The organism is Thauera aromatica K172, from assembly GCF_003030465.1.
Taxonomy (GTDB): Bacteria; Pseudomonadota; Gammaproteobacteria; order Burkholderiales; family Rhodocyclaceae; genus Thauera; species Thauera aromatica.
Genome location: NZ_CP028339.1, coordinates 2,973,287 through 2,991,786 on the forward strand (window position 1 = coordinate 2,973,287; position 18,500 = coordinate 2,991,786).

Here is an 18,500-nt window from a genome sequence, read left to right on the forward strand (position 1 = left end):
GTGAATATCATCGATACACCCCCGATCACCCCCGAGATGCCGCCAAACCTGCTGGATTACCTGCGCGGCGGCGGACCTGCCCTGCTGCTGACGACGGGCACCGACGGATACCCGAGCTCGGCCTACACATGGGCAATCGCCCTCGACGGCACGCACCTGCGCTTCGGCGCGGACGAGGGCGGCTCCGGCTACGCCAACCTGGAGCGCACCGGACAGGCCGCGATACACATCATCGGCCCGAATGACCTCGCCTTCCTCGTCAAGGGAACGGCACGTCTTCTCAAGGCGCACATCGACACTGCCTCGCCCGCGCGCATGGCGCTGTACGAACTCGAAGTGATCGGAGCCCGCGATCAGTCCTTCCCCGGCGTCACGGCCAAGCCCTTCACCTATGAATGGCCGGCGGCGCAGCGCGCGGCGCTGACGAAGATGGAACAGTCGGTGTTTACCGAAATGCGCGAATTCGCCCAGTGACAAAGGCCGCACGCTCCTGGACCCCCCATTCAAACCTTCAGGAATTTTCTCATGTCGTATTTCGACCAGACCACCGAAACCCTTCCCCGCGAACGCCTGGCCGCCCTGCAGTTCGACAAGCTGCAGGCGATGATGAACGAGCTGTGGGGCAGGAACCGCTTCTACACCAACAAGTGGAAAGCCGCCGGCGTCGAACCGGGTGACATCCGGACGCTCGACGATCTCGCCCGCCTGCCGCTGACGACCAAGTCGGAGCTGATGGAAGATCAGGCCACGAACGGACCGTTCGGTTCGAACCTGACCTATCCGCTCGAAGCCTATGTCCGCCTGCACCAGACTTCCGGCACCACCGGCGTGCCGCTGAAGGTTTTCGACACCGCCGAATCATGGGACTGGTTCGGACGCTGCTGGGCGCATGTCCTGGCCGGCGCCGGCGTGACCGCTTCCGACCGGGTCTTCCTGGCCTTTTCATTCGGACCTTTCATCGGCTTCTGGTCGGCGCTGGAAGGCGCGCGCAAGCTCGGCGCCGTCCTGATTCCCGGCGGCGGGCGCGACTCCCTGCAGCGCCTCGAACTGATGCGCGACACCGGTGCCAGCGTGCTGTGCTGCACTCCGACGTATGCGCTTCGGCTCGCCGAAGTGGCGCGTGAAGTCGGTTTCGACCTGAGCTCGATCCCGATGCGCGCCACGGTGCATGCCGGTGAGCCCGGCGCAAGCATTCCCGCAACCAAGCACCGCATCGAGGACGCATGGTCGTCGAAATGCTTCGACCACGCCGGGGCGTCGGAAATCGGCGCCTACTCCTTCGAGTGCGAACATCAGCCCGGCGGCACCCACCTGATCGAAAGCGAGTTCATCGCCGAGGTCATCGACCCGGCCACGGGCAAGGCCGTCCCTCCCGGACAGCGCGGTGAACTGGTAATCACCAACCTCGGGCGCTGGGGCTTTCCGGTGCTGCGCTACCGCACCGGCGACCTGGTCGAAGTGAATCACGCCCCGTGCGACTGCGGCCGCGGCTTCCTGCGCTTCGAAGGCGGGATTCTCGGCCGTGCCGACGACATGATTACCGTGCGCGGGGTCAACGTTTACCCCTCCGGCGTCGAGAACATCATCCGCAAGTTCACCGAAGTCGATGAGTTCCGCATCAAGGTCAGCCGCGTGCGCCAGATGGATGAGATGGATGTGGAAATCGAGCTGTGCGAAGGCGCCGATCCGGAAGTCGTGCATGCCATCGCCGAAAAGCTGGACACCATGCTCGCCTTCCGCCCGCGCGTCCATCACGTCGGGCGCAACGTGCTGCCCCGCTTCGACATGAAGGCGCGGCGCTTCCACGTGAACCGCGAAGCTTCGTAACCCCTCCGGGCCATGGCAGGGAGCAGCCCCCGCATCCCGCCATAGCCCGAACCGCGCGGGGCAAACCACCAAACCAGAACAACGAAACGCACAACGCAGTGAGGAGGAAACAAATGGGGATCAAGCAGATTGCAGTCGCAGCAATGCTTTCAGGACTCGCTGCCGCAAGCGCCAGCGCAAAGGAAGGCGGCGACCAGTATCCGAACGGAGGCGAAAACTGGCTGGTCGGCGCAATGCCGCCCCCCGGTGACTACTTCCTGAACTACGCCGGTTATTACGATGGAGAACTGCGCGACGGCAGCGGCGACAAGGTCCCTGGCGCTTCGGTGACAGCCTGGTTCGACGCGCTGCGCTACGTCAAGGTCACCGACAAGCAGATCCTCGGCGGAAACTGGGCGGTGCACATGATCGTGCCCATCGTGCACCAGAAGCTGAGTCTCGGCGGCGGCAGCAAGACCGTGACCGGTCTGGGCGACATCGTGTTTTCCCCTCTGGCCATCGCCTGGCATGCCGGCAACTGGCACTGGGTCGCCGTGCTCGACATCTATGCGCCGACCGGGAAGTACAAGTCGGGCGAACCGCGCAAGAGCATCGGTGCCAATTACTGGAGCATCGAGCCGGTCTTCGCCGTCACTTGGCTTTCGCCGCGGGGCTGGGAAGTGACGGGCAAGTTCATGTACAACTTCAAGGCGGAGAACAAGGATTTCCGGCCCGCCCCCGGTGCGCCGAAGATGGATTACGACTCCGGCGACGAATTCCACATGGACTTTCTCGTCGGCAAGCGCTTCGGCCCCTGGGGCGTCGGGGTCTCGGGCTATTACGTGAAACAGACCACGGACGACAAGCTGGACGGAAAGTCGATTTCATCGGCTCTCGGGCCGTGGTCGACCGGACGCAGGGGAGAAGCTTTCGCTGCCGGGCCGAGCGTCAGTTACACGACCAAGACAGGCACCCAGTTCATTGCGCAATGGCAGCACGAAATCGAAGCCGACAATCGCTTCCGTGGCGACAAGGCGTGGTTCAAACTGGTGACTTCGTTCTGATCGGCGACTCAGACTTCTCGAGAGCGCCGCCTGGCATGACACCCCACCGCGTTTGGGGCGCCATGCCAGGCCTGGCGCCGTAGCCGGCCGATCGCCGCCTCTCCGGCATTGCCCGGACACTCGGTCCAGCGCAAGCACCCGACGGGCAAGGCTGAATCTCAATGCTCCACTCGCTTGTGCTTATAATTATGAATTCTTTATCACAAGCACCGGAGCCGCTATGACCCCACGCCCCTTCAAGATCCTCGGTATCCAGCAGATCGCCATCGGCGGCCCGAGCAAGGAGCGGCTCAAGGCCTTGTGGGTGGACATGCTCGGGCTGGCAGTCACGGGCAACTTCGTTTCCGAGCGCGAGAACGTCGACGAGGACATCTGCGCGATCGGTAGCGGACCGTTCAAGGTCGAAGTGGACCTGATGCAGCCGCTGGATGCGGAGAAGAAGCCGGCGGTGCACACGACCCCGCTCAACCACGTCGGTTTGTGGGTGGACGACCTGCCCCAGGCGGTGGACTGGCTCAGCGCCAACGGCGTGCGCTTCGCCCCCGGCGGCATCCGCCGCGGTGCGGCCGGCTTCGACATCACCTTCGTGCACCCGAAAAGCAACGACGCCTTCCCCATCGGCGGAGAAGGCGTGCTGATCGAGCTGGTCCAGGCCCCCGCCGAAGTGGTGGACGCTTTTGCCCGGCTGGCGGCCGGCTAAGGCCGTCCGACAAGCGCGGGACTGGCCGCCGCGACAGTCCGACTGCGTTATAGCGCGGCGGCACTGAAGGTGTCACATACCGTCAGCTCTCCGCGCTCCAGCCCATTGCGGAACCATCGCACACGCTGTGCGGCACTGCCATGGGTGAAGCTGTCGGGCACGGCATAGCCCTGGGCCTGCTTCTGGATGCGGTCGTCACCAATCGCGGTGGCCGCGGCGAGCGCCTCTTCGACATCGCCCTCCTCGAGCACCTGGCGTAGCCGGTGCGCGTGATGCGCCCATACGCCGGCCAGGCAGTCGGCCTGTAATTCGAGCCGCACCGACAACTGGTTGGCTTCGCGTTCCGGCGCCCGTTGCCGCGCCTGTTGCACCTTGTCCGATAAACCAAGCAGGTTCTGCACGTGATGCCGATCTCGTGGGCGATCACATAGGCCTGGGCGAAGTCGCCAGGGGCACCGAAGCGGTGGTGCAGTTCATCGAAGAAGGACAGATCGAGATACACCTTGCTGTCGGCGGGGCAGTAGAAGGGACCCATTTCAGCCTGCCCGACGCCGCATGCGCTGCGCGTAGCGCCGGTGAACAACACCAGCTGCGGCTCCCGGTATTGCCTCCCCCCGGCGCTGAAGATCGGGCCCCAAGTGTCCTCGGTATCGGCGAGCACCATGGAGGCGAAGCGGGCAAGTTCATCCTCGGCAGCGGAGCGCGGCTGAGCGGGGAGGGAGGATTCGGTTTCCGGCCCCCGAATCATGCTCGTGGTGTCGAGCACAACGCTGGGATCAATGCCGAAATACATCGCGACCAGGGCCAGCACGATGGTGGCGATGCCGATCCGGCCGCGCCCCCTGTACCCCTGCCCTCCCTGGCCACGACGATCTTCTACGTTGCGGCTTTCCCTGCCGTTGCGAAAATCCATGCCGGCTGCTCCTGATATGAGTCCACTTTTTCATCGTAGCAGCCAGAAACCGAAAGAGGCCCGCACGGCGGGCCTCGGCAGACAGGATTCGGCCAGCGGAGAGCGGCAGTGGCGCTCCGCTCAGGCCGCTGCGAGCCGGTCCTCGCGGATCGCTTCGTACTCGTCCTGCCAGAACCACTTTTCCTCGCCGAAGGCGGGAACGAGCTGGTCGAGCCAGGTCGCCTTGTCGTCGAACTTGGCGAAGAACGGGCGCTGCACCCAGTCGGGGTTGCGCCCCTGGATGAAGCGCAGGACGAAGACTTTTTCGCCGGCGATCTCGGCAACGCCCTGGATCTCGACCTTGCCCGGACTCGCGCTCATGCTCGGGCCGCGCGCGGTGCGGGCCAGGCCCGAGACCTGCTGCATGGCCTCGCGGTAGATTTCCCAGGCACGCACCAGCGGCACTTCGAAGTAGTTGCGCGCACCGGTGTCGCGCTCGACGAACATGTAGTAGGGGACCAGGCCGAGCTTCACTTCCAGCTTCCACAGCTTCGCCCATACCGCGGGGTCGTCGTTGATGTGCGCGACCAGCGGCCCCTGGGCACGGATCACCGCGCCGGTGCCGCGGATGCGGCGAATCGCGGCCTGCGCGGCCTCGGTGTCGAGTTCCTTCCAGTGGTTGTAGTGCGCCATCAGGGCGACGTGCTTGCCGGCCTCGACGAGCTGGGTCAGCAGGCGGATCAGGTCGTCGGCATCGTCGGCGCCGAGGAAGCGGTGCGGCCAGAAGGTGAGCGCCTTGGAGCCGATGCGGATGGTCTGGACGTGGTCGAACTCGGGCTGCAGCAGGGGCTCAAGAAAGTCGCGCAGGTGGCGCGTCTTCATCACCATCGGGTCACCACCGGTGACCAGCAGGTCGGTGACTTCGGGGTGGCGGCGCAGGTAATTGTGCAGCTCGATGGCTTCGGACGAGCAGATGCGCAGCTCCTTGTCACCGACGAACTGCGCCCAGCGGAAGCAGAAGCTGCAGTAACTGTGGCAAGTCTGCCCCTGGGTGGGGAAGAACAACACCGTCTCGCGGTACTTGTGCTGCATGCCTTCGAGACGCTTGCCGTGCTCGTCGCGCGGCATGTTCATTTCCATCTGGTCGGCCGGGTGCGGGTTCAGCGCATGGCGCACTTCACCCACCGCCCGCTCCAGTTCGGCCTTGTCGGCGCCGCCGCGGATCAGGCCGGCGATGCGCTCGTAGTGCTCGGGCGCAAGCATCCCGCGCTGCGGGAAAGTGAGCTGGAAGATCGGGTCGTCGGGAACCTTGCTCCAGTCGATCAGTTCGTCGATGACGTACTGGTTGACGCGGAAGGGCAGCACCGAAGACACCACTTTCATCTCGAAGCGCTGCTCGGACGACAGCCTGGCCAGCGGGGCAATGCGGTCGAGGTCGCGCTGGGTATACACCTTGAACGGGACGGGATCGAAGAAATCGACACCGGCGGGGGGGATCTGCGCGAGGGGCTGGATGTGATGGGGCTGGAGAGCCTGCACTTGAGCGCTCATGGGACGTCCTCCTGGTGTGGTCTTGTGGGTTTTGCAGGGGCGCGCGGTTACGGCGCCCGCAAGCCTGCGTCCAGACACGGAAAAACCACGTCTGGCAGTCGGCAGGGAAAACGGAGCAGACCCGGAATGATCGTGAAAACGGCTGGATGCCAGCCTCGGGCCCTGTTTATTCATGCTCCCGCGAGTGCGGCAAGCAGATTGCTGATTTGAATCATATTCCACGAAATACTTTTGTGCAAATATGACACTCCGTGCGGAGTGAAGTTCCACGGCGCCGGGCGGCCTCCGAAACAGCCCGGCCGCCGCGGCCGGCATTCGATCGAGCGGGAGCGCCCTGCCCCACGCGCATCGAAAAAAAAGGCCTGCTTGCGCAGGCCTTCCGCCGACAGGCGCCCGGGCACGTGGCCCGGACCTCCCTCCCCATCGATCAAAACCGTTCCACGGCGGCGATCACTCGAACTCGATGATGACCTCGTCCACCGACAGGCTGGCCCCCGGACGGGCGACGATCTTTTTGACCTTGCCGTCCTGCTCGGCCTTGAGCACGTTCTCCATCTTCATCGCCTCGATGGTCGCGAGCTTCTCGCCCGCCTTCACTTCCTGCCCCTCGGCGACCGCGACTTCGCGCAGCAGGCCGGGCATCGGCGACAGCAGGAACTTCGACAGGTCGGGCGGCAGCTTCTCGGGCATCAGCGCCAGCAGGCGCGCGGCGCGCGGTGTCATGACCATCGGCTCGACCTGCAGGCCGAAATGGGCGATGCGGTAGCGCAGCCCCCGGCGCTCGATCTGCAGGCAGATGGGCGCGCCGTTGACGGTGCCGGCAAACAGCAGGTCGCCGAACGTCCATGCGGAAACAATGGCGTAGGTCCGCCCTTCGTGGCTGACCTCCAGCCCGCCTTCAAGCGGCCGGGTGCTCACCGGGTACTGCCGGCCGGCCATCACCACCACCCACTCGCGCGAGACTTTGCGCCCGTGCCCGGCAAGCTGGCCTTCGATCTGCGTCGCGCGCTCGATGTAGCGCACCCGGGCGAAGGTGGCGACCGCGGCGAGCAGCACCGGGTCGTCATGCGGCACCATCGAGGCGTCGAAGCCCCGCGGATATTCCTCGGCGATGAAGCCGGTGTTGAAGTTGCCCGAGCAGAAGCGCGGGTGCTGCAGCAGCGCCGCCTGGAACGGGATGTTGGAGCTGATGCCGCGGATCACGAAGGCGTTGAGCGCGTCGCGCATGCGCTCGATGGCCTGCTCGCGGTTGGCGCCATGGACGATGAGCTTGGCGATCATCGAGTCGTAGAACATCGAGATCTCGCCGCCTTCATAAACGCCGGTGTCGACGCGCACCTGGCCCTCGACCTCCTGCGGCGCCTGGAACTTCACCAGGCGGCCGGTGGAGGGCAGGAAACCGCGGAACGGGTCTTCCGCGTTGATGCGGCATTCCATAGCCCAGCCGTTGATCTTCACCTCGGCCTGGGTGATCGGCAGCTTCTCGCCGGCAGCGACGCGGATCATCTGCTCGACGAGATCCAGCCCGGTGATGAGCTCGGTGACCGGGTGCTCCACCTGCAGGCGGGTGTTCATCTCGAGGAAGTAGAACTCCTTGGTCGCGCCGCTGACGACGAACTCGACCGTGCCGGCCGACTCGTAATTCACCGCGCGCGCCAGCGCCACCGCCTGCTCGCCCATCGCGCGGCGCATCTCGGGATCGACGAAGGGGCTGGGCGCCTCCTCGATGACCTTCTGGTGGCGGCGCTGGATCGAGCAGTCGCGCTCGTTCAGGTACACGTAGTTGCCGTGCGCATCGCCCAGCACCTGGATCTCGATGTGGCGCGGCTCGAGGACGTACTTCTCGATGAACACGCGATCGTCGCCGAACGAGTTCTTGGCTTCATTGACGCACGACGAGAAGCCCTCGAAGGCCTCCTGGTCATTGAACGCGACGCGCAGGCCCTTGCCGCCGCCACCGGCGGAGGCCTTGATCATCACCGGGTAGCCGATCTTTTTCGCGATTTCGACGGCTTCTGCCGGACCGGCGATGGCGTCGTTGTAGCCGGGGATGGTGTTCACGCCGGCTTCGATCGCGAGCTTCTTCGACTCGATCTTGTCGCCCATCTTGGCCACCGAATAGTGCTTCGGGCCAATGAACTTGATGCCTTCCTCTTCCAGGCGGCGCGAGAACTCGGCATTCTCGGACAGGAAGCCGTAACCCGGGTGGACCGCCTCGGCGCCGGTCTGCTTGCAGGCGGCGATGATCCTGTCCATGACCAGGTAGGACTCTTTCGACGGCGCCGGGCCGATGCACACGGCCTCGTCGGCGAGTTCGACGAAGAGTGCATCCTGGTCGGCCTCGGAATGCACGGCGACGGTGGCGATGCCCATCTTGCGGGCGGTCTTGATCACGCGGCAGGCGATTTCACCGCGGTTGGCAATCAGTATCTTCTTGAACATTCGATTTAATCCTCCCCGCCGATCAGAGCGGAAGGTTGCCGTGCTTGCGCCACGGATTGTCGAGCTGCTTGTCCTTGAGCATCGCCAGCGAGCGGCACACGCGCTTGCGCGTCTCGTGCGGCATGATCACGTCGTCGATGAAGCCGCGCGCGCCGGCGACGAAGGGGTTGGCGAAGCGGCGCTTGTACTCGGCTTCGCGCTCGACGAGCTTGGCGGGGTCGTTCTTTTCCTCGCGGAAAATGATCTCCACCGCGCCTTTCGGCCCCATCACCGCGATCTCGGCGGTCGGCCAGGCGAAGTTGACGTCGCCGCGCAGGTGCTTCGAGCTCATCACGTCGTAGGCGCCGCCGTAGGCCTTGCGCGTGATCACGGTGACCTTCGGCACGGTGCATTCGGCGTAGGCGTAGAGCAGCTTGGCGCCGTGCTTGATGATGCCGCCGTATTCCTGGGCGGTGCCGGGCATGAAGCCGGGCACGTCCACCAGAGTCACCACCGGGATGTTGAAGGCGTCGCAGAAGCGCACGAAGCGCGCCGCCTTGATCGAACTCTTGATGTCGAGGCAGCCGGCGAGCACCAGCGGCTGGTTGGCGACGATGCCCACCGGCGCGCCTTCCATCCGCGCGAAGCCGATGATGATGTTCCTGGCGTAGTCGGGCTGGAGCTCGAAGAAGTCGCCGTCGTCGACCATCTTGACGATCAGCTCCTTCATGTCATAGGGCTGGTTGGGGTTGCCCGGCACCAGGGTGTCGAGCGAGTGGTCGAGACGTTCGGCGGGATCCTCCGCCGGCAGCACGGGGGGCTTCTCGCGGTTGCTCGCGGGAATGAAGCCGACCAGGCGGCGGGTCATCATCAGCGCCTCGACGTCGTTCTCGAAGGCGAGATCGGCGACCCCGGACTTGGTGGTGTGAGTCATCGCCCCGCCCAGTTCCTCGGCGCTGACTTCCTCGTGGGTCACCGTCTTCACCACTTCGGGGCCGGTGACGAACATGTAGGACGAATCCTTGACCATGAAGATGAAATCGGTCATCGCCGGGCTGTACACCGCGCCGCCGGCGCACGGCCCCATGATCAGCGAGATCTGCGGCACCACGCCGGAAGCGAGCGCGTTGCGCTGAAACACGTCGGCGTAGCCGCCGAGCGAGGCGACGCCTTCCTGGATGCGGGCGCCGCCGGAATCGTTGAGCCCGATCACCGGCGCACCGACCTTCATCGCGTGGTCCATGACCTTGCAGATCTTCTCCGCATGGGTCTCGGACAGCGAACCGCCAAACACGGTGAAGTCCTGCGAGAACACGAACACCAGGCGGCCGTTGATGGTGCCGTAGCCGATCACCACGCCGTCGCCCGGAGTGTGTTCGGCATCCATGCCGAAGTCGGTGCAGCGGTGCTCCTTGAACATGTCCCACTCTTCGAAGCTGCCGTCGTCGAGCAGCAGCTCGATGCGCTCGCGCGCGCTGAGCTTGCCCTTGGCGTGCTGGGCGTCGATGCGCTTCTGGCCGCCGCCGAGGCGGGCCTTGTCGCGCTTTTCTTCCAGCTGGCGAATGATGTCGTGCATGGAGAGTCTCCTGTCGGATCGTTCCGCCCGGCCCTGTGCGGCGGGGCGGCCTGTTTCAAGCCTGGACGTAGCCGAGCAGGCGCAGCGCGGCGGCCGAAGGCGTGGTCGTGCCCTCCTCCACCGCGCGGGCGAACCCGGGCAATGCGTGCTTCACCTGCGGATGGGTGCGGAAGCGGCTGCGCAGCCCCGCATCGATCAGTTCCCACATCCAGGCCAGGGCCTGGTGGCGGCGTCTGGCGTCGAACTCGCCGGAGGCGGTGAGCGTCCGGCGGTAGTCGCTCACCGCCTGCCAGAATTCGGCGATGCCTTCCTTCTTCAGCGCCGACAGCGTCAGCACCGGCACCGTCCAGTTCGGGCTGGCCGGGCGCAGCATGTGGAGCGCGGTCTTGATCTGGGCCTTCGCCCGCATCGCCGCCGCCGGATCGAGGTCGGCCTTGTTGATGACGATCAGGTCGGCAAGCTCCATGATCCCTTTCTTGATCGCCTGCAGCTCATCGCCGGCGTTGGGCAGCTGGAGCAGGCAGAAGAGGTCGGTCATGCCCGCCACCGCAGTCTCGCTCTGGCCGACGCCGACGGTCTCGACGATGAGCACGTCGAAACCGGCGGCCTCGCACACCAGCATCGTCTCGCGCGTTTTCTCTGCCACCCCGCCGAGCGAACCGGCCGACGGGCTGGGACGGATGAACGCGGCCGGATTCTGCGAGAGCCGTTCCATGCGCGTCTTGTCGCCGAGGATCGAGCCGCCGCTGAGCGACGAGGACGGATCGACCGCCAGCACCGCAACGCGCAGGCCCTGCTCGATCAGGTACAGGCCGAGCGCTTCGATGAAGGTCGACTTGCCCACCCCCGGCACGCCCGAGATGCCCACCCGCATCGCCCCGCCGGTGTGCGGCAACAGCGCTTCGAGCACGCCCTGCGCACGCGCCTTGTGGTCTTCGCGCTGTGACTCGATCAGGGTGATGGCCTTCGCGAGCGGGCGCAGCTGGCGCGCGAGCACACCGTCGACCAGCGCCCGATCGTTCGCATCCAGCATCGTCATAAGGCCTTGGCGCGTGCCGCGCGGATCTGCTCGAGCACTTCGCGCGCCGCCACCGGAATCGGCGTTCCCGGGCCGAAGATCCCCTTCGCCCCGGCCGCGTACAGGGTGTCGTAGTCCTGCGCCGGAATCACCCCGCCGACGAAGACGATGATGTCCTCGGCGCCGAGCCGCTTCAGTTCGTTGATCACCGCCGGCACCAGGGTCTTGTGGCCGGCGGCGAGGCTGGAGCAGCCCACCGCATGGACGTCGTTCTCGACGGCGTGGCGGGCGGCTTCTTCCGGGGTCTGGAAAAGCGGGCCGATGTCGATGTCGAAGCCGAGGTCGGCGAAGGCCGAGGCCACCACCTTGGCGCCACGGTCGTGACCGTCCTGGCCGAGCTTGGCGATCATGATGCGCGGGCGGCGGCCTTCTTCGGCGATGAAGGCTTCGATGTCGGCCTTCAGCTCCTTCCAGTCGGCATCGTTTTCCACGACGGCTCCATACACGCCGGACACGGCTTGGGGGTTGGCACGGTAACGGCCGAAGACCTTCTCCAGCGCGTCGGAAATTTCGCCGACGGTCGCACGCAGGCGCACCGCCTTCACCGCGAGATCGAGCAGGTTGCCCTCATTGGTCTCGGCGCACTTCGTCAGCGCATCGAGCGCGGCCTGCACCGCGGCGCCGTCGCGCGTGGCGCGGATCTTGGTGAGGCGCGCGATTTGCGACTCGCGCACGGCGTGGTTGTCGATATCGAGGATCTCGATCGGATCCTCCTTCGCCAGCTTGTACTTGTTCACACCGACGATCACGTCCTTGCCCGAGTCGATGCGCGCCTGCTTGTCGGCGGCGCACTCCTCGACTTTCATCTTGGCCCAGCCCGACTCGACCGCGCGGGTCATGCCGCCCATCGCCTCGATCTCCTCGATCAGGCTCCAGGCCTTGTCGGCCATGTCCTGGGTGAGCTTTTCCATCATGTAGGAGCCGGCCCAGGGGTCGACGACGTTACAGATGTGGGTCTCTTCCTGGATGATGATCTGGGTGTTGCGTGCGATGCGGGCGGAGAACTCGGTCGGCAGCGCGATCGCCTCGTCGAGCGCATTGGTGTGCAGCGACTGGGTGCCGCCGAACACCGCGGCCATCGCCTCGATCGTCGTGCGCACGACGTTGTTGTACGGATCCTGCTCGGTGAGCGACCAGCCCGAAGTCTGCGAGTGCGTGCGCAGCATCATCGACTTGGCGCTCTTCGGGTTGAACTGCTTCATGATCCGCCACCACAAGAGACGCGCCGCGCGCATCTTGGCGATCTCGAGGTAGAAGTTCATCCCCACCGCCCAGAAGAAAGACAGCCGCCCAGCGAAGGTATCCACGTCCATCCCCGACTGGATGCCGGTGCGCACGTACTCGAGGCCGTCGGCGAGGGTGAACGCGAGTTCGATCGCCTGGTTCGCCCCCGCTTCCTGGATGTGATAGCCGGAAATCGAGATCGAGTTGAACTTCGGCATGTGCTGCGCCGTGTACCCGAAGATGTCGGCGATGATCTTCATCGACGGCGTCGGCGGGTAGATATAGGTATTGCGGACCATGAACTCCTTGAGGATGTCGTTCTGGATGGTCCCGGAAAGCTTGTCCTGCGAAACGCCCTGCTCTTCGGCGGCGACGATGTAGCCGGCGAGGATCGGCAGCACGGCGCCGTTCATCGTCATCGACACCGACACCTTGTCGAGCGGAATCTCGTTGAAGAGGATCTTCATGTCCTCGACCGAGTCGATCGCCACGCCCGCCTTGCCGACATCGCCGGTGACGCGCGGATGGTCCGAATCGTAGCCGCGATGGGTGGCAAGGTCGAACGCCACCGACACGCCCTGGCCGCCGGCGGCGAGCGCCTTGCGGTAGAAGGCGTTGGACTCCTCCGCGGTGGAAAAACCGGCGTACTGGCGGATCGTCCACGGCTTGACCGCATACATCGTCGGCTGCGGCCCGCGCAGGAAAGGCTCGAAACCAGGCAGTGTGTCGGCGTGTGCCAGCGCGGCGGTGTCGGCCCGGGTGTACAGCGGCTTCACCGTCAGCCCTTCGGGCGTGATCCAGTTCAGCTGCGCGAGATCACCGCCAGGCGCCTGCCTGGCAGCGGCCTTTTTCCAGGCATCGAGATCGGGCTGGGGGTAAATCGGCTCGTTGGCGTTCGACATGGGAAACCTCTTGGATGCGACGGCTCGGTACTGTCCTCGGGCCACGGCAGGCCGGAGCGCTGCAGGAGGACGCGCACCACGACCAGGACGCTGCGGCACGCGCTGGGACTTGATTTGTTCAGCTCCGGCAATAATACTTTATCCATAATTATGGATGCAATAGGGTAAAATACCTGGCAGGCTGCGGTGCCTCGACTGGAGGCTCGTGCCATCCCCATCCATTCCCGACCCCACCGCAGCGACCCCCGCAGACCCGACATGAAGCCGTCCCGCATCGCCCCCATGGCGCTCTACCAGGAAGTGGCCGAACGCCTCCGCCAGCGCATCTTCTCACATGAACTGCCCCCCGGAACCTGGGTGGACGAGCAGGCGCTGGCCGAACAGTACGGCATTTCACGCACGCCGCTGCGCGAAGCGCTCAAGGTGCTGGCGTCCGAAGGCCTGGTGACGCTCAAGCCGCGCCGCGGCTGCTACGTCACCGAGATCTCCGAGCGCGACCTCGACGAGGTCTTCAGCGTGATGTCGATGCTCGAAGGCGAATGCGCCCGGGTTTCGGCGGCACACGCCAGCGACACCGAGCTCGACCGCCTGCGCACCATTCACGCCGGCCTGGAGCAGGCTGCGGCAGAGAAGGACATCGACGGCTTCTTCGAAGCCAACCAGGCCTTCCACCTCGCCCTGCAGGAAATCGCCGACAACCGCTGGCTGCTCCATGTGATCGAGGATCTGCGCAAGGTCATCAAGCTGTCGCGCCATCATTCACTGTTCTCCGAAGGCCGGCTGGAGCAGTCGCTGGCCGAGCACCGCGGCATTCTCGACGCCCTGCTCGCGCGCGACGCCAACCGCGCCGAACAGCGGATGCGCGCCCACATCCTCAGTGGCCGCGAGGCGTTGGCGCGCATCGCCGACGCCAGGGTTCCCGCCCGCGCCTGAGCGGCGCGCCCCCGTCCCTGCTTCAGCCCGCGCACGCAGCCGGCGCCGCAGGAGGGTTCTCGCGCGTCACCAGCACCTGGTCGATGCGGTAGCTGTCGATGTCGACCACCTCGAACTTGTAGCCGGCATAGACGACGAAGTCGGTGCGCTTGGGCACCTTGCGCAGGCGGTACATCAGAAAGCCGGCCACCGTCTCGTAGTTCTGGAAGCCTTCGAAGACTTCGATGTCGAGCGCCTGCATGACGTCCTCGATCGGGGTGACACCGTCGATCAGCCACGAATGGTCATCGCGGCGCACGATCAGCTCTTCCTGGAAAGGGCTCACCAGGTCGCCCATCACCGTGCTCATGACGTCCTGCAGCGACAGCAGGCCCACCACCAGGGCATATTCGTTGATCACCAGGGCGAAATCCTCTTTCGCATCGCGGAAGCGCTCCAGCGCCTCGAACAGGCTCAGCGTGTCGGGCAGCATCAGCACCTTGCGCACGATCGGCTGGGTTCGCAGCGACAGGTTCTTGCCGTGCACGATCCGCGGCAGGATGTCTTTCGCATCGACGTAACCGATCACGCTGTCGATGCCGTCCTCGCACACCGGAAACTTGCCGTGGGGATGCTCGGCGATCTTGCGCCGGATGCTCTCCTCCGACTCGGACAGGGTGAGGAAGACGATGCTCTCGCGCGAAGTCATCGCCGAAGGCACGATGCGCGAATCGAGCTCGAATACGTTGCTGATCAGGTGCTGCTCCTGGCGCAGCAGGGCGCCGGCCTGAGCCCCGGCATCGGCCATCGCGACGATGTCGGCCGGGGTGATGTCCTCGGTGCGCACGCTGGGGATGCGCAGCAGGCGGAAAATGCGGTCGGCAAGACCGTTGAACACCCACACCAGCGGCGCCAGCAGCCACATGCAGGCCTGCATCGGCCGCACCAGCCCCACCGCAACACGCTCGGGCTGCACCATCGCCAGGCGCTTGGGCATCAGGTCGGCGAACAGCACGAACAGCGCGGTGACGAAGCTGAACGACAGCACGAAGCTCGCCGTTCCCAGCACCGGCCCATCGTACACGGGCCGCAGCAGCGCGGCGACGTAAGGTGACAAAGCCTGCTCGCCGACGATGCCGCCGAGGATCGCAACCGCGTTGAGGCCAATCTGCACCACGGTGAAGAAGTTGCCCGGGCTGTCCTGCAACGCGAGCACGCGCTGGGCGTTGACATGGCCGCCTTCGGCCATCAGGCGCAGCTTGATCTTGCGCGAGGCGGCGAGGGAAATCTCCGACATCGAGAAAAACGCGCTCGCCGCGATCAGCGCCAGGATGATGAGCAGGTTGTCGAGCAGCACGATCGCTCCTTCGGAATGGGGCTCCGCCGGGCGGGAAAACCAGCGCGGAAAGGCGCATCCAGTCTATCACTGCAGCATGAAAGGGCCGCTCCATTCCAATACAGACGGGTAATCCGCTGCCGAATCGGGCAAAATCCGGCCTCGCCCGATCCATTCCCAGACCGCCGTTTCGGAGTCCGCCATGAGCACCCAGCACCGCCGCCTGAACGCACGCGTCCCCTTCGTCGAAAGCGCCAGCCTTCAATTGAACAGGGATCGTCTCCAATGCACCGTCCATAACTTGTCGCTGAAAGGCGCCCTGCTCCTGTGCGAACACGACCTCCAGGCGAAGGCGGGCGATCTGGCCGAACTGGGACTGGAGCTGAGCGGCGGTCAGGCCGTCGTCAGGATGAAGGGCACGGTGGCGCACGTCGAGCACGCCAGCGACGGCACGCGGATCGGCCTCGCCTGCCAGGAGATTGACCTCGATTCGATCACCCACCTGCGCCGCCTGCTCGAACTCAACCTGGGCGACCCCGCACTGCTCGAGCGCGAGCTGGCGGCGATGCTGCGAGGCTGAAAAGCCCTGGGCGAAGAAGGCCGATCGCTCACCCTTCGTCGCCCAGGGCAGCGTCGATCAGCGCCCTACGGCGCGCATCGCTTCGGCAAACACGGCTTCCTTGTCGATCTGCAGTTGCGTCGGCGCATCGGGCGGGCAGACGGACGCGGGATCGATCCCGGCGCGCTCCTGCCCCGCTTCCGCCGCGGTCGGCAAGCCCTCGCGCGCCACCTTGAGCGCCGTCGTCAGGCGGCTCATTTCGGTCAGCGTGCGCGCCTGGGCGATGATCCGGTCGTAGACCGCCCGCACGTAGGCACGGCGCGCCTCGAAGTACTCGTTTTCGGTATCGAGCAGGTCGAGCAGGGTCCGCTGGCCGATGTCGAACTGTTGCCGATAGGCTTCGCGCGTCTTTTCGGTGGAAAGCTGGTGCTGGTCGAGGTAGATCAGTTGCTCCTTGATCCGATTGACGTCGTTGTAGGCGATCGAAAGCGTCTGGCGGATGTCGCGGCAGACCTTCTCGCGCAAATCCTTGCTCTGGTTCGCCGCCTCGGCCGCCTGGCGCAGGCGCGCCTGGTCCGCCCCACCCCGCGTCAGGTTGTAGGTCAGCACCAACTCGACGACGCTATCGCGCGACTCTCCACTGACGCCGTCCAGATTGTGGTCGAAGGACTGGCGCGCGCGCAGGTCGAGGCGAGGATGAAAAACTGCCCGGCGCGATTCGACTCCGCGCTGGGCGGCGGCGACATCCTCGACTGCGGCATTGAGCGTAGCACTGGTGTCGAACGCCTCGCGCAGCGCATCTTCGACCGTGGGCGGGAGCCCGCCGGCGGCGATCGAGTCGCCGATCAGGGGCAGGTTTTCAGGGGCTTCCACACCAACGATGCGCAGATAACGGGCGCTGACGTCATGCAGGTTGGAGACTTCGGTCAACAGGTTGGACTCGGCCAGCGCGAGCCGCCCGGTCGCCTGCTCGAGGTCGACGCCACGCCCGACACCCGCGGCGGTGCGCCCCGAGATCTGGTCGAAGACCTGCTTGTGCCGCACGTAGTTGTCCTGGGCAAGCTTGACCAGTTCACGGTAGCGCAGCACATCGCTGTAGACACGGACCACTTCCATCGAAGTGCGCTCGGCCGCGTCCACCAGTTCGTAGTAGCGCACCAGCTTCGCATGGCCGAAGCGTGCCACCTCGTTGCGGGTAAAAAATCCGTCATAGACCATCTGGTTCAGCGCCAGAGTGGCGTTGCGGTGGTTGTAGCTTTCCGTTTTCGGGTCGCGGTTCGGCCGGGTCTGGCGTTCGTGCCCGACCCCGGCGATCAGGTCGACCTGGGGAAAATAGCCGCCGCGCACGGCCAACCGGTCTTGTTCCGAAGCGAGAAAGGCGTGCCAGCGCGCCTGTACTTCGGGGTTGGCGGTCACGGCCATCCGTGCCGCATCCTGGAGCGCTTCCGGAACCTGCGCATGGGCTTGCGGCAGGGTAGCCAGGACGGCGAGGGCGATCAGCGTTCGAATCTTTTTCATTGTGAACCTCGACGAGTTGGAAACCATGACAGTACGACGTCACACACACCGGGCTTCCGCCTTTCACCGAAGAAGGAAGAAGCCTGCACGCCAAGCACTCGAGGCGCCCAGCGCCCGAAAAACGCGAGCGGAAAGCACTGAAAAGACACCTGCTGTTTTACGCGGACCGGATGCCGCCTTTTGGATTAACCTTAGCACATGATTTTTGCGCAGGATACGATGTCCGCCTACAGGGTACAGCCCTCCGGTTCCTGGCCGTTTTCCCCCGCCCGGCGCTCTTTTCCAGTTCGTTGGGCGCTGCTCGTATTCCTCGGGGTGCTGCTCGGCTCGGTGCTGGCCGCCTCCGATCTCGACCGGATGCAACGCCTGGCGGCATCGCGCTACGGAGCGGCCGCCGCCGAATCGGTCGCGGCATGGCGACGCCTGATGGCGGAAGCCGCGGATTCCAATGAAATCGAGAAGCTCGCCCGCGTGAATACTTTTTTCAACCGGAAAATCCGTTTCGAAGACGATATCGTCGTGTGGGGCGAACAAGATCATTGGGCCTCACCGCTCGAATTGATGGGCAAAGGCGCAGGGGATTGCGAGGATTTCTCGATCGCCAAGTACATGAGCCTGCGCCTGCTCGGCGTTCCCGCCGAGCGCCTGCGCCTGATCTACGTGCGGGCGCAGATCGGCGGGGCACAAAGCGGCATCAGCCAGGCCCACATGGTGGTGGGCTACTTCCCGGCTCCCGCCGACGAGCCGCTGGTGCTCGACAACCTGATCAACGACATCCGCCCCGCCGCTCGCCGTCCGGACCTGTTCCCGGTGTTCAGCTTCAACAGCGAAGGCCTCTGGGTCGGCGGCGCCAGTGCCTCCGCGGCCGACCCCACCGCCCGCCTGTCGCGCTGGCGCAGCGTGCTCGAGCGGATGCGCAACGAGGGCCTGCACTGATGGCCCGCCTCGAAGGACACCATCC

Annotated in this window: 14 protein-coding genes and 1 pseudogene; 7 read left to right on the top strand and 8 right to left on the bottom strand. The window is 65.2% G+C overall.

The genetic code is table 11. The features are described 5' to 3' along the window. From Tharo_RS14105 to Tharo_RS14120, 4 genes are all read left to right on the top strand, one after another. A complete protein-coding gene (locus Tharo_RS14105; protein WP_107221742.1) occupies positions 1–474 on the top strand; it encodes a pyridoxamine 5'-phosphate oxidase family protein in 474 nt (157 codons plus the stop codon). Positions 475–525: 51 nt separating this feature from the next. Continuing rightward, entirely contained in the window at positions 526–1,827 is a 1,302-nt protein-coding gene (locus Tharo_RS14110; protein WP_107221743.1) for a phenylacetate--CoA ligase family protein, read from the top strand. 113 nt (positions 1,828–1,940) lie between these two features. Then, positions 1,941–2,870 (top strand): SphA family protein, encoded by a 930-nt coding sequence (locus tag Tharo_RS14115; RefSeq protein ID WP_107221744.1) that lies wholly within the window; start codon positions 1,941–1,943, stop codon positions 2,868–2,870. A gap of 220 nt (positions 2,871–3,090) precedes the next feature. Next, complete coding sequence (locus Tharo_RS14120; protein ID WP_107221745.1) at positions 3,091–3,570, top strand: VOC family protein; 480 nt, start codon at positions 3,091–3,093, stop codon at positions 3,568–3,570. Between the two features lie 47 nt (positions 3,571–3,617). On the opposite strand, the pseudogene ypfJ reads toward Tharo_RS14120, so the two are convergent. From ypfJ to scpA, 6 genes and pseudogenes are all read right to left on the bottom strand, one after another. After that, positions 3,618–4,483 (bottom strand): annotated as a pseudogene (gene ypfJ / locus Tharo_RS14125) (KPN_02809 family neutral zinc metallopeptidase). A gap of 120 nt (positions 4,484–4,603) precedes the next feature. Continuing rightward, complete coding sequence (locus tag Tharo_RS14130) at positions 4,604–6,013, bottom strand: KamA family radical SAM protein (RefSeq protein WP_245880910.1); 1,410 nt, start codon at positions 6,011–6,013, stop codon at positions 4,604–4,606. Positions 6,014–6,463: 450 nt separating this feature from the next. Next, a complete protein-coding gene (gene accC, locus Tharo_RS14135) occupies positions 6,464–8,455 on the bottom strand; it encodes an acetyl-CoA carboxylase biotin carboxylase subunit (protein WP_107221746.1) in 1,992 nt (663 codons plus the stop codon). Positions 8,456–8,477: 22 nt separating this feature from the next. Continuing rightward, positions 8,478–10,010: an acyl-CoA carboxylase subunit beta gene (locus tag Tharo_RS14140; protein ID WP_107221747.1), complete on the bottom strand. Its 1,533-nt coding sequence runs from the start codon at positions 10,008–10,010 to the stop codon at positions 8,478–8,480. Between the two features lie 55 nt (positions 10,011–10,065). Next, complete coding sequence (gene meaB / locus Tharo_RS14145) at positions 10,066–11,043, bottom strand: methylmalonyl Co-A mutase-associated GTPase MeaB (protein ID WP_211309617.1); 978 nt, start codon at positions 11,041–11,043, stop codon at positions 10,066–10,068. Positions 11,044–11,045: 2 nt separating this feature from the next. Continuing rightward, complete coding sequence (gene scpA / locus Tharo_RS14150; RefSeq protein WP_107221749.1) at positions 11,046–13,214, bottom strand: methylmalonyl-CoA mutase; 2,169 nt, start codon at positions 13,212–13,214, stop codon at positions 11,046–11,048. 258 nt (positions 13,215–13,472) lie between these two features. On the opposite strand from scpA, the gene Tharo_RS14155 reads away from it, so the two are divergent. Next, positions 13,473–14,147: a GntR family transcriptional regulator gene (locus Tharo_RS14155; RefSeq protein ID WP_107221750.1), complete on the top strand. Its 675-nt coding sequence runs from the start codon at positions 13,473–13,475 to the stop codon at positions 14,145–14,147. A 22-nt stretch (positions 14,148–14,169) separates the two neighbouring features. Here Tharo_RS14155 and paeA read toward each other — a convergent pair whose 3' ends face one another. Further along, entirely contained in the window at positions 14,170–15,480 is a 1,311-nt protein-coding gene (gene paeA, locus Tharo_RS14160; protein WP_282099129.1) for a polyamine export protein PaeA, read from the bottom strand. A 184-nt stretch (positions 15,481–15,664) separates the two neighbouring features. On the opposite strand from paeA, the gene Tharo_RS14165 reads away from it, so the two are divergent. Beyond that, a complete protein-coding gene (locus Tharo_RS14165) occupies positions 15,665–16,042 on the top strand; it encodes a PilZ domain-containing protein (protein ID WP_107221752.1) in 378 nt (125 codons plus the stop codon). Positions 16,043–16,099: 57 nt separating this feature from the next. Here the strand turns inward: Tharo_RS14165 and Tharo_RS14170 are convergent, their stop codons facing one another. After that, a complete protein-coding gene (locus Tharo_RS14170) occupies positions 16,100–17,539 on the bottom strand; it encodes a TolC family outer membrane protein (protein WP_107221753.1) in 1,440 nt (479 codons plus the stop codon). Positions 17,540–17,758: 219 nt separating this feature from the next. Between Tharo_RS14170 and Tharo_RS14175 the strand changes: the two genes are divergently transcribed. Continuing rightward, a complete protein-coding gene (locus tag Tharo_RS14175) occupies positions 17,759–18,475 on the top strand; it encodes a transglutaminase-like cysteine peptidase (RefSeq protein ID WP_107222441.1) in 717 nt (238 codons plus the stop codon). Positions 18,476–18,500: the final 25 nt, after the last annotated feature.